Annotated in this window: 11 protein-coding genes; 5 read left to right on the top strand and 6 right to left on the bottom strand. The window is 67.0% G+C overall.

Translation table 11 applies throughout. The features are described from left to right. Together ON32_RS02985 and ON32_RS02980 are read right to left on the bottom strand one after the other, a co-directional pair. A complete protein-coding gene (locus ON32_RS02985) occupies nt 1-414 on the bottom strand; it encodes a roadblock/LC7 domain-containing protein (RefSeq protein WP_040788536.1) in 414 nt (137 codons plus the stop codon). Next, nucleotides 411-4,121 carry a sensor histidine kinase gene (locus ON32_RS02980; RefSeq protein ID WP_245550773.1) on the bottom strand — a complete coding sequence of 1,237 codons (3,711 nt, stop codon included), beginning with the start codon at nt 4,119-4,121 and terminating at the stop codon, nt 411-413. The genes ON32_RS02985 and ON32_RS02980 overlap by 4 nt, the downstream gene beginning before the upstream one ends. A gap of 280 nt (nt 4,122-4,401) precedes the next feature. On the opposite strand from ON32_RS02980, the gene ON32_RS02975 reads away from it, so the two are divergent. From ON32_RS02975 to ON32_RS02960, 4 genes are all read left to right on the top strand, one after another. Next, complete coding sequence (locus ON32_RS02975) at nt 4,402-6,378, top strand: AMP-binding protein (protein WP_040788535.1); 1,977 nt, start codon at nt 4,402-4,404, stop codon at nt 6,376-6,378. Nucleotides 6,379-6,413: 35 nt separating this feature from the next. Next, nucleotides 6,414-6,806 carry a hemophore-related protein gene (locus ON32_RS02970; protein WP_040788534.1) on the top strand — a complete coding sequence of 131 codons (393 nt, stop codon included), beginning with the start codon at nt 6,414-6,416 and terminating at the stop codon, nt 6,804-6,806. Between the two features lie 78 nt (nt 6,807-6,884). Continuing rightward, entirely contained in the window at nt 6,885-7,592 is a 708-nt protein-coding gene (locus ON32_RS02965) for a response regulator transcription factor (RefSeq protein WP_040788807.1), read from the top strand. Beyond that, entirely contained in the window at nt 7,589-8,983 is a 1,395-nt protein-coding gene (locus ON32_RS02960; protein WP_306307643.1) for a sensor histidine kinase, read from the top strand. Before ON32_RS02965 ends, ON32_RS02960 begins: the two co-directional genes overlap by 4 nt. Here ON32_RS02960 and ON32_RS02955 read toward each other — a convergent pair. The 3 genes from ON32_RS02955 to pdxH all read right to left on the bottom strand — a co-directional run bounded on the left by ON32_RS02955 (nt 8,980) and on the right by pdxH (nt 11,788). Then, a complete protein-coding gene (locus ON32_RS02955; RefSeq protein WP_040788532.1) occupies nt 8,980-9,339 on the bottom strand; it encodes an FKBP-type peptidyl-prolyl cis-trans isomerase in 360 nt (119 codons plus the stop codon). The genes ON32_RS02960 and ON32_RS02955 overlap by 4 nt on opposite strands. A 27-nt stretch (nt 9,340-9,366) precedes the next feature. Further along, a complete protein-coding gene (locus ON32_RS02950) occupies nt 9,367-10,665 on the bottom strand; it encodes a citrate synthase (RefSeq protein ID WP_083873929.1) in 1,299 nt (432 codons plus the stop codon). A 394-nt stretch (nt 10,666-11,059) separates the two neighbouring features. After that, nucleotides 11,060-11,788, bottom strand: a complete 729-nt coding sequence (pdxH, locus tag ON32_RS02945) for a pyridoxamine 5'-phosphate oxidase (RefSeq protein WP_040788531.1) — start codon at nt 11,786-11,788, stop codon at nt 11,060-11,062. Between the two features lie 61 nt (nt 11,789-11,849). Between pdxH and ON32_RS02940 the strand changes: the two genes are divergently transcribed. Continuing rightward, nucleotides 11,850-12,998, top strand: a complete 1,149-nt coding sequence (locus ON32_RS02940; protein WP_040788530.1) for a citrate synthase 2 — start codon at nt 11,850-11,852, stop codon at nt 12,996-12,998. A 78-nt stretch (nt 12,999-13,076) separates the two neighbouring features. Here ON32_RS02940 and ON32_RS02935 read toward each other — a convergent pair whose 3' ends face one another. Continuing rightward, nucleotides 13,077-13,721, bottom strand: coding sequence for a DUF3592 domain-containing protein (locus ON32_RS02935; RefSeq protein ID WP_040788529.1), 645 nt, complete (start codon nt 13,719-13,721; stop codon nt 13,077-13,079). Nucleotides 13,722-13,741: the final 20 nt, after the last annotated feature.

Here is a 13,741-nt window from a genome sequence, read left to right as displayed (position 1 = left end):
TCAGGAACCCATCGTGACGCGTGGAGTGGCCTGAACGGTCTGGCCTACGCGCTCGACCAACAACGCCATCTCATAGCCGACCTGACCGATATCGCAGGACGTATTGGTCAGCACGGCGAGATACGACCCGTCACCAACGGCCATCAGCAACAGATAACCGTGCTCCATCTCGACGACGGACTGCAGCACGGTCCCACCTTCGAAAAGGTTCGACACGCCGACGGAGAGACTGGCCAGCCCGGCCGTAACCGCCGATAGCTGTTCGGCCCGGTCCACCGGAAGCTGCGCGCTGGCAGCCATCAGCAGGCCGTCGGCCGAAACCAACACGGCATGGGCTACACCCGGAACCTCATTGGCGAAGTTTGAAACCAGCCAATCCAGCTGACGGTTCGTACCACCTAGATCGGGGCTCATCGGTCTCCTTTGTCTCCGGTTAGGTTCATTGCTCTCATTGCACGGCCATCCCGAACGCCTTGCTGGTGACGACTCAAGCTTGACCGGATGAGTTCAGGATTGCGAGTCGGCGTGCGTTCGGCGGCGCCACTGACACCGCCGGGAATCAGCCGACCACCCGGATTACGCTGCGGCAGACCGGCAGCCGTCCTGGTCTCCGGTTTCTCCTCACTGACCCGGCGGGCCGCTTGCCATCCTTCGTCACCAGGAGATTCAAAGGAGGCAGCCACCTGGGACCGATCCGCGTTCGGATCGGCCAGCCAGGCCGACATCATTTCGGCGAAGATGGGCGTTCCACCCATCACACCATCGTTCTCCTCGGCGGGCTGTAGGCGGGTCTGGAAGAACGAGGCCGTTTTCGCCGGATTGGAGCGGTGGCTGTGTCGACCCTGGTCGCGCGCCGCACCACCTTCGCCCCCGGCTCCGGGCCGATCGCCGGCCGTCGGTTCGGCGCTACGCCGCGGCAGCGCGACCCCCGGCGGGTTCTCGGTACGGTCCGGCATCCGAGTGGCACCCGGTGAACGCTGTGGCAGACCGGTCGGGCCTGCGGGTCGCCCACCGCGGTTGGGCAGTTCCGGTGCCGGTGCGGAGGCCTCCGCACCGGCCGGCTGCGGACGCTGCGGTACCCCGTTCACACCGCGCTGCGGCAGACCACCACCGGGACCACGCTGCGGCAGCCCTTCCGGAGCCGGCTCGCGGCGCGGAATTCCGCCGGTCGTCTCGCGGGGCGGCGGGACCGCGCCCGTATCCCGCCGCGGCAGACCGCTCGCGGCGGCATCGCGTGTTGGGGCGCTGTTCGTGCCCGGCTCCCGACGGGGCAGCCCACTCGCGGCCTGGTCCCGCCGCGGCAAGCCGGTGGAACCGGAATCACCCTGCGGCAACGGACCCGAGAGCGGATCACGCGACGGACCACCCGAATCCCCACCACGCTGCGGCAACGGACCCGACAACGGATCACGCGACGGACCACCCGAATCCCCACCACGCTGCGGCAACGGACCCGCGGCCGATTCCTCCGAAGGGCGGCCGTTGGCACTCGTCCCAGGGGTGGTGGGCCGGCGCTGCGGCAGGCCGCCGGCCCCGCGCGAGACCTGCGGTGTGCTCGTTTCCCGCGCCACCGCGGCATCATCGGCACCACCGTCGCGCGGCGGCACACCATTGGCGCCCGGCCGACGCTGCGGCAGGCCCGTAGGTCCTTCCGCTGACGGCCCGCTCGCTCCGGGGCGGCGTTGCGTCAGGAGATCACGTGCGCTGTCCTGCGGCGGTATTCCACCCGTGGACGATTCGCTCGGGGTGTCTCCGGAGCGCGGGGGCTGCGGGGTCCCGGGACCGAGGTTACGTTTGGGCAGGCTCGCGGCAGCGAGTTTGCCGCGCTGCGGCATGGAACCCGTATTGGCGGATCGCAGGCTGGTCGCGGACTGCTCTCCCTGACCGCGCAGACCGCCGGCCATGGCCGAGCCGGGCTGACGCTGCGGCAATCCGTTGGGTCCGGTCGACGCGGCCGGGCGGGACGGTGTCGGTCCCGGACGGTTCTCGACTGTGCCGGGCCGCTCGGTGACCGGAATCGGACCGCTCATCCCGGGGTCGACCGTCACCATGACATTGCCGCCGGGGGTCCGGCTGATGCCACGCGTTTGCATGGCGGACGCCGCTGTGGGCTGCTTCGGCCCGACCTCGGCCGCCTTCTTCTCGTCCTCGGGCTTCGGCACCGCCGGCTGCGGGCCGGACGCGGAAGCCAGCGGCAGGATCTGGGTCTGCCCTGCGACGATCAGGCCGAGCGGAATGTGCACAGTGACCGTGACACCGGGGTCGCGGGCGGTATCGAAGGTGGGTCGCAGCCGGACCGTGAGCCCGTGACGTTCGGCCAGGCGGCCGACCACGAACAGACCCATGTGTCGGGCGGTGTCCGGGCCGGGCTCGGCGGTGCTCTCCAGCCTGCGGTTGATCTCGGCCATCTCGGCCGGTGGCATACCGATACCGCGGTCGGCCACCTCGATGAGCAGACCCTGGTCATGGGCCTGGGCAAAAGTGAACTTGACGTCCGTCTCCGGCGGCGAGGCGCGCAGCGCGTTGTCCAGTAGTTCGGCGAACAGGTGCGCGATATCGGAGGCGGCGGGTTCGACCAGCGCACCCCGCGGGGTCGCGCCCAGTTTGACGCGTTCGTAGTCCTCGACCTCGGAGATCGCGGCCCGCAGCACGTCGGCGATCTCGACCGGGGCCGACTTGGCCCGGCGCTGTTTGGTACCGGCCAGAATCAGCAGGTTGTCGCCGTTTCGGCGCATACGGGCGGCGAGATGGTCCAGCCGGAACAGGTTCTCCAGCAGACGCGGGTCCTTCTCGTCGTACTCCATCGCCTCGATGAGCGTGAGCTGATGGTCGACGAGCGATTTACTGCGCCGGGCCAGGGTCTCGAACATATCGTTGACCTGGGAACGCATCTGCGCCTGGTCACTGGCCAGACGCAACGCCTGACCGTGGATATCGTCGATGGCTCGGGCCAGCTGACCGATCTCCTCATCACTGCGGATCGGCATGGGCTCGAGCGGCACCTGTTCGGGCGACGCACCGTTACGGAGTTCGGCGACCTCTTCCGGCAGATCGCTCTCGGCGACCCGCAGTGCGGCCAGTCGTAGCCGGTGCAGCGGCACGATCATCGACCGCGCGACGAAAACGGCCAGCAGCAACGCGGCCAGAATGGTCAACAGCACCACGATGCTGTAGACGATCGCATCCCGCAGCGCCCGGTCGGCCATTTCCTGCACGCCGCCGTCGATCGCGGCGGTGGCTTCGGCGACCAGTTTCTCGGTGGTGTCGAGACTGCTCAACAGTGACTGGCGCGCTTCACCGATCGGCAATCGACCCGCTTGTGTCTCAGGACCGGTGACCAATCCGACGCGCGCCTCGATCCCCTGGCGAAGGATGCCGATATCGGGGTCATCGGCGCTGTAGCGGTGGCTCAGGATGTTCACCAGTGTGCGCCCGGTATTCGCCGAGGCCAGATAGCTCTGCACACCGGTGACCGGATCACGCATGATCTCGGCCACGGCGACCACCTCGCCGAGCATGGCGGATCGGGCGTTGAGCGAGTCGACCAGGCGGAGTTTGGACGGGTCGATCGAGGAGGCGCTGACCTCGGATACGATGGCCTCCACAGTTCGCACACCTGCGCTGCGGTAGGAGTCGATCTGGGCTGCCGCCTCGGCGGGCGGCAGCGGCGAGGGCGCCTTGCCATTGGCGCGCACCGCCTTGGCACCGTCGATCATCTCCGTGAACGCCTGTTGCGCTTCGGGGACGTCGCTGAGCTCCCCCACCGCCGCCTCGGCCGCGGCCAACGCCTTGTCCAATGTGGTGATGTTCTCGTCGGTCACCAGGGATCGGCCGGGGGCGAGGGTGATAACCGCCGAACCCGCGACCGTCGAGGTCGCCGCGCTCAGACCGGTCACCGTCGGAATTATGCCGACATTCTCGGCAGCGGCGGCGAGCCGGTTCGCTTCACTCCACTGCGATGAGATCCTGGACACGCCGAGCCCGACCGCGACCGCCAGGGGCACGGCCAATACGGCCGTGACCTTCCAGCGCAGGTCCCAGTTACTGAGCGCCCAACGCTTCCTGCCGGACCTAGCGGCGTCGCGCATCTCCAACTCACTTTCCAACCTGGCCCCAGCCATGCATCATCAGCGACTCCACATTCACGCGCCGGCACGACAGTGGAGCTGACCGAGGATCGCGGCTGGCCGAGAAGTTGCGTCTACGACGGACCGAATTGATGTCATCGGATTCTAACGGATAGATAACTTCTTGGTGTACCCCGGCCGGTTCGATGGTCGATGACCAGGTTGTTCCAGGCGAAATCAATGGTCGCGGCTCCCATCTGGGGCTCGCGTGAAGTCTGCCACAATCATGCTGATCTATCGAGGGCGGGTGCGAGGCGAGGCTAGGGAGTCACGGGTGAACGCGAGGAACGAGTATCGGCCGGTCTATCAGACCAGTCTGGTCGATCCGGCCGAGTTCTGGGCCCGTGCCGCCGATGCCATTGATTGGGATGTGCCACCGACCCAAATTCTCGATTCCGCCGCGCGCCCTACACCCCGGTGGTTTCCGGACGCCCGACTCAATACTTCCTATAACGCCCTGGACCGGCATGTGCACGAATCGGCGGGCCGTGCCGACCAACCGGCACTCATATACGAATCCGCCATGACCGGTGCGACCCGTATCTATACCTATGCCGAACTCCTCGAGGAAGTCGCGATTTTCGCGGGGGTATTGCAGCGGCTCGGTGTGACCACCGGAGATCGGGTCGTCATCTATTTGCCGATGATCCCCGAAGCGGTGATCGCCATGTTGGCCTGCGCGCGAATCGGGGCCGTGCACTCGGTGGTGTTCGGTGGGTTCGCCGCACCCGAACTGGCCGCGCGCATAGACGACGCGGAACCGGTCCTGATCATCACCGCCTCCGGGGGCCTGGAACCAGGGCGACAGATCGACTATCCGCCGATCGTGCTGCGCGCCCTCGAACTGGCCACGACCATCGCTCCCCGGACGGTGCTGGTGAAACATCGGCCCGGTTTTCCGTCGAACCGGTTCCCCGCCCCACAGCCGGCCACCGACACCCTGCCGGGCTCGACGGACAGCGTGGCGGCGCAATGGCTGGACTGGGACGAGGCGCTGGTCGGCGCCGAAGCGGTGGAACCGGTCTCGGTGGCCGCCACCGATCCGCTGTACATCCTCTATACCTCCGGCACCACCGGTAAGCCGAAGGGCGTGGTCCGCGACAACGGGGGGCACGCCGTCGCACTGGCCTGGTCGATGCGCAATATCTATGATGTCGGCCCCGGACAGGTGATGTGGACCGCCTCGGATGTCGGCTGGGTGGTCGGCCATTCCTATATCGTCTACGCGCCGCTGCTGGTCGGCGCGACCACACTGCTGTACGAGGGCAAACCCACCGGGACCCCGGATGCAAGTGCGTATTGGCGCATAGTGGCCGAGTATCGGGTGCACACCCTGTTCACCGCGCCGACCGCGCTGCGGGCCATCCGCCGCGCCGACCCGGACGCCGCACTGGCCCGTGAATACGACCTTTCCTCGCTACGCGCCCTGTTCTGCGCGGGTGAGCGACTCGACCCGGCGACCTATACCTGGGCGGCCGAGACCCTGCTGGCCGGCCGCACCGACTGCCCGGTGGTCGACCACTGGTGGCAGACCGAGACCGGTTGGCCGGTGTGCGCGAATCCGCTCGGGCTGCAACCGCTTCCGATCAAACCCGGATCGTCCTCGGTGCCGGTCCCCGGTTTCCGGCTGCGTGTCCTGGACTCCTCCGGTAATCCGGTGCCGGCCAATACCGAGGGCAGTATCGTGATCGGCCTCCCCCTTCCCCCGGGCACGCTCACCGGACTATGGCACGACGAGAAGGGTTATCAACGCGCCTACCTCGCGGACTTCCCGGGCCACTACATGACCGGCGACTCCGGGTATTTCGACGAGGACGGCTACCTGTTCGTGCTCGGACGAACCGACGATGTGATCAATATGGCGGGTCACCGCCTCTCCGCGGGAAGTATCGAGGCCGCCGTCGCGGGCCACGAAGCCGTCGCCGAATGCGCGGTGATCGGCCTGCCCGACGAGCTCAAGGGCCAACGCCCCATCGCCTATGTGGTGTTGAAGGCCGAGGTCACCATCGATCCCGATACACTGCGCGACGAACTGGCCCAACGGGTCCGCCAACAGATCGGTCCCATCGCCGGGCTGCACGACGCCGTCGTGGTTCCCGCACTACCCAAGACCAGATCCGGCAAGATTCTGCGCAAGACCATTCGGCAGATCACCGCGGGTGAACCGTATGATCCGCCGTCCACCATCGAGGACCCCACCGTCTTGACCACCCTGGAAGAAGTCATCAGGACACCGCACCCCCAGCCGTGACGAGATACGTCACGGCACAACGAAGGAGGCACCGGATGACCCGCTCGAACAGGAAGTTCGGTATCGCGGCGGCCGTAGTGGCGATCGGACTGCTGTGCCCCGCCCTCGCCGCGGCGGGTCCACTGGAAATGGCCGAACCGCTACTCGCCTCGGACTGCTCCTTCGAGCAGGTCGACGCCGCATTGCACGATCACGCGCCCCAACTGGCGATGATCCTGGACTCCAATCCGGAACTGAAGGCCGATCTGCGCGTGAAGTTCGAGCAGCCGGTGGAGGAGCGGCGCGCCGACCTGCAAAACTACCTCGACCAGAATCCCGATACCGCCCGCCGGGCCGACGACGACCCGAGCACCCAGGGGCTGGCTGCCACCCTGCGCACCGTCGCGGATACCTGCCACGGCTACGTCCGAGCCGATGGCCCCGCCTGACGATAGCGCGGAACCGAAGCCGGGCACGGCCCCGAGTCAAGGGTGGGGGTGCCGGTGGCGCACGGGCAGAATTGGAGCGTGACCGACGAGCAGACCGCGGCCCCGACCGTCCTCGTTGTCGACGACGACGATGATGTGCTCGCTTCCGTGGAGCGCGGGCTGCGGCTCTCCGGGTTCCAGGTGCTGGTCGCTCGGGACGGGGCCGCCGCGTTGCGGACGGTTTCCGAGCATTCGCCGGATGCGATCGTGCTGGATATGAATCTACCCGTACTGGATGGTGCGGGGGTGGTGACCGCGCTGCGCGCCCTGGGCAACGAGGTGCCGATCTGCGTGCTCAGCGCCCGCAGTTCGGTCGACGACCGAATCGCGGGTCTGGAGTCGGGGGCCGATGACTACCTGATCAAGCCTTTCGTACTGGCGGAGCTGGTGGCCCGAATCAGGGCGCTGCTACGCCGACGTACCGATACCCCCGCCGCGTCGCCGGACGGTATCGTGGTCGGTCCGCTCGCGGTGGATGTGGCGGGGTATCGGGCCTCGGTGCGGGGGCGGGAGATCGAATTGACCACCCGAGAATTCGAATTGCTGTCCACGCTCGCCCGCAATGCGGGGGTGGTATTGAGTCGGGAGCGACTGTTGGAACTGGTGTGGGGCTACGATTTCGCCGCCGATACGAATGTGGTGGATGTTTTCGTCGGTTATCTTCGGCGCAAAATGGAAGCGGACGGCACGCCCCGGCTACTGCACACCATTCGCGGGGTGGGATTCGTCCTGCGAGCACCGAAGTGAACACGTCCCGCCCGTCGGCGCTTCTCGGCACCCACTCACCGACCGAATCCGACCGGGGGCGACGATCGTATTCGCTGCGTACCCGGGTGGCCGGCGCGGCGGCGGCCGGTGCGGTGCTGATCGTCACCCTGTTGAGCGCGTTCGTGGCGGAGGCCATCGAACGCAACAATCTGCAACAAACCGATCAGCAGCTGCTCACCGCATCCCGGCTGGTATTGATCGACCCGGTTATCGCGGTCGGTGTGGTGAATCTGGTCGGGCCGAACAGGGATATGGCGCTCACGGTTCGGGACAATGGTGCGGCGGTGGCGAGTACTGCGACCCAACTGCCCGCGCTGCCCACCGGCTCGAAGACGGTCACCGTCGACGGTATCCCGTATCGGGTGCTGACCACCTCGGAGAATCAACCGCCGGGCCGGACGGTATCGCTGGGGATACCATCCGCCGAGGCCACCGAGGCAACCCACCGACAGCAGCGATGGGTGCTGGGCGGGGCCGGACTGGCCATCGCGGCCTCGGCGGGACTGGGGTGGTTGTTCGGCGGACGGGCGGTGCGGCCGATCGTCGACCTGACCCGCCAGGTGGGGGCCGGCACCGGCTACGACGACCCGAACAGCCCGCTCGAACCGGTGGACGGCTCAGGGGTACTGGAGGCCGAGCAGTTGGCCCAGGCGGTGAACGACATGCTGCGGCGGGTGGAACAGGCCCGCACCGAAACCGCGGCCGCGTTGGAAACCGCCCGCGATTTCGCCGCCGCCTCGGCGCATGAGCTACGCACTCCGCTCACCGCCATGCGCACCGACCTGGAGGTGCTGCGCACCCTGGATCTGAACGAGCAACAGCGAGCCGAGATTCTCGACGATCTACAGCGTAGTCAGGAACGTCTGGAGACCACCCTGACCGCGCTGGAGCGACTGGCCGCGGGCAATCTCACCCGGGAACGCGATCATGTGGACACCGATGTGGTGGAACTGTGCGATCTGGCCGCCCAGGACGCCATGCGACATTTCCCGGGCCTGACCGTCCGCGTCGATACCGACGCCGAGTTGGTGACCCGCGGCCTACCCGCGGGCCTACGGCTGGCGGTGGACAACGCCCTGGCCAACTCCGTGAAACACGGCGGGGCCACCGAGGCGCTGATCTCCGCGCATCGCACCGACGAGGGCACGATCGTCATCTCCGTGGACGACAACGGACACGGTATTCCGCTCGAAGAACGCCAAGCGGTCTTCGAGCGGTTCTTCCGCGGCAGCCGCGCCGGTAAGAGCGGCTCCGGGCTGGGCCTGGCACTGGTGGCACAACAGGCCCAATTGCACGGAGGCCGCGCCTACTTCGACGACGGCACCCTCGGTGGGGTCCGATTGGTCCTGGTTCTCCCGGACCGCCCCTAGCGGACGCCGAGCAGGTCGATCACGAAGACCAGGGTCTTACCGGAGAGCTGATGCCCTCCGCCCGCCGGACCGTAGGCGAGCTCCGGAGGAATGGTCAGCTGCCGTCGGCCGCCGACCTTCATCCCCGGAATGCCCTCCTGCCAGCCCTGGATCAGCCCACGCAGCGGGAAGGTGATGGACTCCCCACGGTTCCAGGAAGAGTCGAACTCCTTACCGGTATCGAATTCCACACCGACGTAATGCACTTCGACCGTGCCACCGGGCACGGCTTCCGGGCCTTCACCGACGACGAGGTCCTTGATGACCAATTCGGTGGGCGGTGGGCCGGCCTGGAATTCGATTTCCGGTTTGCTCATGGGCAGATTTCCCTTTCGAGGTATCGCTCAGCGGTTGCCGAGTTCGACATAGTCGCGTGCACCATAGCCGGTGTAGACCTGACGCGGGCGACCGATCTTGATGGGTTCGCTGTGCATTTCCCGCCAGTGGGCGATCCAACCGGGCAACCGACCCATGGCGAACAGCACGGTGAACATGCGGGTCGGGAAGCCCATGGCCTTGTAGATCACACCGGTGTAGAAGTCGACGTTCGGGTAGAGCTTGCGCTCGATGAAGTAGTCGTCGGTACGCGCGGCCTCTTCCAGCTCCTGGGCGATATCGAACAGCGGGTCGCTGCCGAGTTTACTCAGGATCGCGTCGGCGTGTTTCTTGGCGATGGCCGCCCGCGGGTCGTAGTTGCGGTAGACGCGGTGTCCGAAGCCCATCAGCTTCACCCCGTCTTCCTTGTTCTTGACCTTGCGGATGAATTCCTTGACATCGCCACCGTTGGCCTTGATGCCGTCGAGCATCTCCAGCACGGCCTGGTTGGCACCGCCGTGCAGCGGACCCCACAGCGCATTGATCCCACCGGAGACCGAGGTGAACAGATTGGCGTCGGAGGAGCCGACCAGCCGCACGGTGGAGGTGGAGCAGTTCTGCTCGTGGTCGGCGTGCAGGATGAGCAACATGTCCAGCGCGGCCGCGATCTCCGGATCCACCTGGTACGGCTCGGCCGGGAAGCCGAACGTCATGCGCAGGAAGTTCTCCACCAGCGACAGCGAGTTGTCCGGGTAGAGGAACGGCTGGCCGACGGACTTCTTGTACGAGTACGCGGCGATGGTGGGTAGCTTGGCCAGTAGTCGGATGGTGGATAGCTCGACCTGCTCGATATCGCGCGGATCCAGCGAGTCCGGGTAGTACGCGGACAGCGCGTTGACCGCGGACGAGAGCACCGGCATGGGGTGCGCATTACGCGGGAAGCCGTCGAAGAACCGCTTCAGATCCTCGTGCAGCAGGGTGTGCCGACGGATCTTGTCGGTGAACTCCTCGAGCTGGCTCTGGGACGGCAGTTCGCCGTAGATGAGCAGATAACTCACCTCGATGAAGGTGGAGCGCTCCGCCAACTGTTCGATGGGGTATCCGCGATAGCGGAGAACGCCGGCCTCACCGTCGATATAGGTGATGGCCGACTTGGTCGACGCGGTGTTGACGAATCCCGGATCGAACATGGTGTAGCCCGTGCTCGCCAGCAGTTTGCCGAGGTTGATACCGTCGTTGCCTTCGGAGGCCTGGGCGATCGTCATGGGGTATTCGCCACCCGGGTAGGTGAGAACCGGCTTGGCGTCATTGATGTGATTCTCGGGCACGGAAGGATCCCTCTCAGGCGTATGACCGTCGGCATCGCGTGCGGTCGGCACACGGTGCGTTATCGGAGACGCTAGTCGCTGCTTCACCGGCCCCGACGAGGAGGGGTACCCATGAGTAGTTTTCACGAGGTCGCGAAAAACGCAGTGAGGACACCCTGCCCGGGAATTCGAAAAGATCACGGTGACCGGCCGACTCGCCGGCACGCGGCGGCCGCACGGACCGTTCCGCGACCCGACGAAGCGTCCCTCGCGCCGTCTCCTTACTCCGCACCGGCGGCGAATACCCCGATTTCACCGGGAATAACCGTGCCGAATATCACCGATATCCCACCTTGCAGCGTCCGACCAGGCCAAATGTGCACAGCAACAGCGCATGCCCCGTATGGGCCGGGGTCTAGGGCTGCAACCGGCGCACCGTCATTCCCGTGTCATCGATGAGCACCTGGATACGGTTGTGCAGCCGGCCCTGCCGTCCTTGCCAGAACTCCACCTCGTCGGGCCGGATCAGATAACCGCCCCAATGCGGTGGCACCGGGATCTCGTCCACATCACCGAATCGGACGAGCGCCTCGGCCAACGCCCGATCGAGATCGGCCCGGGAGTCGATCGGTCGGGACTGATGAGAGGCCCAGGCACCCAACTGGGACTCGCGTGGTCGGGTCCGCCAGTAACGGGCGGTGGTCTCGGCGGAGACCCGCTCGACCCGACCGCGAACATGTGCCTGCCGGGCCAGTTGCGGCCACAGGAAGGTGGCCGACGCATACGGCACCGCCGCCAGTTGGGCTCCCTTGGCCGAGTCGTAGTTGGTGTAGAAGACGATCCCCTCCGGGGAGAGCCCCTTGCACAGCACGGTGCGCGTCACCGGACGCGGAACCGCATTCGGCTCCCCAGAAGCGGCGACGGTGCCGAGCACCATGGCGTTGGGTTCGACGACACCGGCCGCGGTGGCCTGTTCGATCCAGTGCCGCAGCAGTGGTTCCCATCCCCCGGCCACCCAGCTCTCGTCGAGTTCGGCGTCGTGTATGCCGCAGCCGGCGGATGGATCGCCCATTCCCAGGTGGGTGGCTCCGTACTCGGCCCGCATCACGGCCAGATCCGGGCGGGAATTGTCCAGCTCACGCATGGGCCAGACGTTACTACCCGGTAGCCAAGCGGTAGAGTCACAGGGAAAGGAGAGTCCTGCCATGACCACAAGCTCCGCGGTTTCCGGCTCCACCGCCCTGCCCTCGGACTTCGTCAGCGGCCTCGAGGGCGTGGTGGCGTTCACCACCGATATCGCAGAACCCGACAAGGACGGCGGCGCACTGCGCTATCGCGGCGTCGATATCGAGGACCTGGTCCTCAATCGGGTGACCTTCGGCGACGCCTGGGCTCTGCTGGTCGACGGCGAGTTCGGCCACGGGTTGCCACCGGCGGAACCCTTCCCCCTGCCGGTGCACACCGGTGACGTCCGGGTCGACGTCCAGGCCGGGCTGGCCATGCTCGCTCCCATCTGGGGCTATCGGCCGTTGTTGGATATCGACGACGCGACCGCGCGGGAGAATCTGGCCCGCGCCTCGGTGATGGCGCTGTCCTATGTCGCGCAGTCCGCGCGTGGTATCTACCAACCGGCGGTCCCCCAAAAGAAGATCGACGAGTGCACCACGGTCACCGAACGGTTCATGACCCGTTGGAAAGGTGATCCCGACCCCCGACACACCGAGGCCATCGACGCCTACTGGGTCTCGGCCGCCGAGCACGGGATGAACGCCTCCACCTTCACCGCCCGGGTGATCGCGTCCACCGGGGCCGATGTGGCCGCCGCGCTCTCCGGCGCCATCGGCGCCATGTCCGGCCCGCTGCACGGCGGCGCCCCCGCGCGGGTGCTGCCGATGATCGAAGAGGTCGAACGGACCGGCAAGGCCCGCGCGCTGGTCAAGGGCATTCTGGACCGCAAGGAAAAGCTGATGGGCTTCGGCCACCGGGTGTACCGGGCCGAGGACCCCCGGGCCCGGGTGCTGCGCGAGACCGCGCGCCGTCTGAACGCCCCGCGCTACGAGGTGGCCGCCGAACTGGAACAGGCCGCGCTGGCCGAATTGCGGGAACGCCGCCCCGACCGGGCCATCGAAACCAATGTCGAGTTCTGGGCCGCCGTCATCCTGGACTTCGCCGAGGTCCCCGCTCATATGATGCCCGCCATGTTCACCTGCGGCCGCACCGCCGGCTGGTGCGCGCACATTCTGGAGCAGAAGCGCTTGGGCAAGCTGGTGCGTCCGGCCGCCGTCTACACCGGCCCGGGTCCGCGTCGCCCGGAGGACGTGCCGGGCTGGGAGTCGGTGGTGCGCGCCCGATAGGCCGTGCCCCGGCGACAACCCGGACACGGCCGAGGGGCAGCTTTCTCCAGCGGGCCCGGTGGCCGGGGTGTCACTCGGTCAGCGCTCCCGTAGTGTGGCCGCCCAGTCGACGGCGACCGATTCACCGTGATCGACCGCGAAGAACGCGACCTTCAGGTGGGCGCCCAGATCGACCAGGTCGATCGCGGCCAGCGGCACCGACTGCACCAGCCGTACCCGCCAGGGTTTCGGCTCGTCCCAGGTCCGCAGTTCCAGGTCCAGCCGCAACAGCGGATCGCCACCCCCGGAGTAATCGGCCGCGACGGGTGTGGCCGCCAGCACGGTGGCCTCGGCGCGGCGACCGTCCATCAGGATCTTCGCGATATCCGTTCGGTCGGCGGCCGCGGTACCGGGCGGGTACAGCATCACCCGATCGGGATCATCCGGGTCCACCCGACAGCGGATCACCTCCCCGGGGCGCATCCGCTCCAGATCGGCCGTGCGGACCTGCTGCCGAAGCCGGGCCTCGTACGGCCGCCGCCCCGGAACCCGAACCCGCACCCGGAAAACACAGTCCGGTCCCCGACCGCGCGGCCGCACGTCGAGAACGGTTGCCGAAGCGGTGATGCCACGTACCGACAACTCTCGCTGCTCATCACCGCGAACAGCTTCCACCTGTGGTCGCAGCCACCGCGGCAACAGAGCACGAACCCACCGACCACGGTTTGCCGAGAGAATGCTCATACCGCCGGACGTTAGTCGGA

The organism is Nocardia paucivorans NBRC 100373 (assembly GCF_000308675.1).
In the GTDB taxonomy this organism is placed as follows: Bacteria; Actinomycetota; Actinomycetes; order Mycobacteriales; family Mycobacteriaceae; genus Nocardia; species Nocardia paucivorans.
This window is presented reverse-complemented; position numbering and strand designations above follow the sequence as displayed.